3 protein-coding genes and 1 pseudogene are annotated in these 2,393 nt (G+C 73.0%); all 4 read left to right on the plus strand.

Translation table 11 applies throughout. The features are described from left to right. Positions 1-92 precede the first annotated feature (92 nt). Positions 93-443 (plus strand): annotated as a pseudogene (locus ACFXA3_RS07400) (MBL fold metallo-hydrolase); the annotation flags it as partial. A 30-nt stretch (positions 444-473) separates the two neighbouring features. Continuing rightward, positions 474-1,259, plus strand: a complete 786-nt coding sequence (locus ACFXA3_RS07405) for an exodeoxyribonuclease III (protein WP_385183236.1) — start codon at positions 474-476, stop codon at positions 1,257-1,259. A 66-nt stretch (positions 1,260-1,325) separates the two neighbouring features. Beyond that, positions 1,326-1,766, plus strand: a complete 441-nt coding sequence (locus ACFXA3_RS07410; RefSeq protein ID WP_385183238.1) for a DUF6278 family protein — start codon at positions 1,326-1,328, stop codon at positions 1,764-1,766. Between the two features lie 118 nt (positions 1,767-1,884). Then, the gene (locus tag ACFXA3_RS07415) at positions 1,885-2,211 is read left to right on the plus strand and encodes an ATP-binding cassette domain-containing protein (protein ID WP_385183241.1); all 327 of its coding nucleotides are present in this window, start codon (positions 1,885-1,887) and stop codon (positions 2,209-2,211) included. Positions 2,212-2,393: the final 182 nt, after the last annotated feature.

Consider the following 2,393-nt stretch of genomic DNA (forward strand, 5'->3'; position numbering starts at 1 on the left):
CGGCCGCTGTGCGCCGGCGCCGCGGGGGGGCGCCGGGGCCCCGGGGGTAGCGGGGGCGGGGGCCCCCCGGGGTCCCGGGCGCCGCGTACCCCCCCGCCGGGTTCGAGGTCCAGGTGCACGGCGAGCTGCACGCCGTGATCCACCCGGACATCCCGCGGGTCACCAATGTCGGCTACCTCGTGGAGGGTTCGCTGTTCCACCCCGGGGACGCGCTGACCGTGCCCGAGGTGCCCGTGGACACCCTGATGCTCCCGGTGCACGCGCCCTGGAACAAGGTCGCCGAGGTGATCGACTACCTGCGCGAGGTCAAGCCGCGCCGGGCCATCGACATCCACGACGCCTACCTCTCGGACATCGCCCGGCCGATCTACGACCACGCCCTGGCCGCGCTGGGCGGCACCGAGCACGGGCGGCTCGCCGCCGGGGACGCCGCCGAACTGTGACTGTCGGTGCCGGGCGGTAGGTTGGTCGGCATGCGTATCGCCACGTTCAACGTCAACTCGATCACCGCCCGGCTGCCCCGCCTGCTGGCCTGGCTGGAGAGCTCCGGCACCGATGTCGTGTGCATCCAGGAGACCAAGTGCTCCGCGGAGCAGTTCCCGCACGAGCAGCTGCGCGAGCTGGGGTACGAGTCGGCCGTCAACGCCACCGGCAGGTGGAACGGCGTGGCCCTGATCTCGAAGGCCGGCCTGGAGGACGTGGTCGTGGGCCTGCCCGGCGGCCCCGACTACGAGGGGGTCCAGGAGCCGCGGGCGATCTCCGCGACCTGCGGCGGGGTGCGCCTGTGGTCGGTGTACGTGCCGAACGGCCGCGAGGTCGAGCACGACCACTACGGCTACAAGCTGGACTGGTTCCGCTCGCTGACCACCGCCGTCGCCGAAGACGCGGCCGGTCCGCGCCCGTTCGCCGTGCTCGGCGATTTCAACGTGGCCCCCACCGACGAGGACGTGTACGACCCGGCGGTCTTCGAGGGGCTGACCCACGTGACCCCCGCCGAGCGCGCCGCGCTGGAGGCACTGCGTGCCGCCGGCCTGTCCGACGTGGTGCCGCGCCCGCTCAAGTACGACCGCCCGTACACGTACTGGGACTACCGCCAGCTCGCGTTCCCCAAGAACCGGGGCATGCGCATCGACCTGGTGTACGGCAACGAGCCCTTCGCCAAGGCCGTCACCGACGCCTACGTCGACCGCGAGGAGCGCAAGGGCAAGGGCGCCTCGGACCACGCCCCGGTCGTCGTCGACCTGGCGCTGGACGCGTAGCCGGTCCCCGCACGGATCCCGCGCGCCCTGTGGCCAGCGCGGGATCCTGGTGCCAGGCTGGTCCGTATGAACATCCCCTTCCTGGACCACTGGCTGAACCGGCACCCAACGGAACGGGGTGCGGGACTGGCCGCCGCCCTCGCGGACGATCCCGAGAACGTCAACGAGTTGTTCTCGGAATGCGAGATGCTGCGCGTCCACGCGCGGGCGGCCGGGCTGGAACTCGACGGGAGTCCGGCCTCGTTGGAAGCGCTCGACCAGCTGATGCCCCGCTGGCGCCGGGACCCGGAGGTGGTGCCCTGGCTCGGCAACGACGCGGGCTTCTACCTCGGCACGGTGATCATCCGGACCAGGCTGGGCGCCGCCTGGCAGGTCTGGCCCAACGGCCAGCCGGTGATCCGCCTGGCCTCGGGCCGCGAGCTGAACGTGGTGGAGTCGGGGGTGTCCTGGGCGATGACGGGATCCCCCGAGCTCTCCCAGGCGTACGCCGAAGCCTCCGAGGGCTGACCTCCCCGCGACCCGTGTGATGTTTATGTCGCCTTTAGGCGTGTCGAGCGGAAGTGCCCTTCCGTGGCTGGATAGTTTGCGCTGACCTCGACACTCCGACTGGTGGGCAGGGCAGGGCATGGCGGTCGATCCGTTGATCGAGCTGCGGAACGTCAACAAGCGCTACGGGGCACTGCACGTCCTCCGGGACATCGACCTCACCGTCGGCCGCGGAGGGGTGGTGGTGATCATCGGCCCGTCCGGTCCGGGGCGGTCGACCCCGTGCCGGACCGTCAACCGCCTGGAGACCGTCGAATCGGGCGCCATCCTGCTCGACGGCAGGCCCCTGCCCGACGAGGGCGGGGAACCGGCCGCCCTCCGCGCGGACGCGGGCATGGTCTTCCCGTCCTGCCTCCGCCCCCGAGAGCGGGCCAGGGGCTTCCTCTCCAAGATCCTCAAGCACTGAGGGGGGCCGGTGAAGCGAACCCGCGGCGCGCTGCCGTGCACCCGCCTCCTGCTCGCCGCCGCCCTGCCGGCGGCTCGGGGGGGGGGGCCCGGGAGGCGGCCCGCCGGTCCAGGGGCCGCCGCCGACCCGGCCGCGCCGGGACCCGGGGCGGTGGTGCCGGGGGGGGCGCGGTGGCTCCGGAG

This window comes from Streptomyces sp. NPDC059456 (assembly GCF_042750055.1).
In the GTDB taxonomy this organism is placed as follows: Bacteria; Actinomycetota; Actinomycetes; order Streptomycetales; family Streptomycetaceae; genus Streptomyces.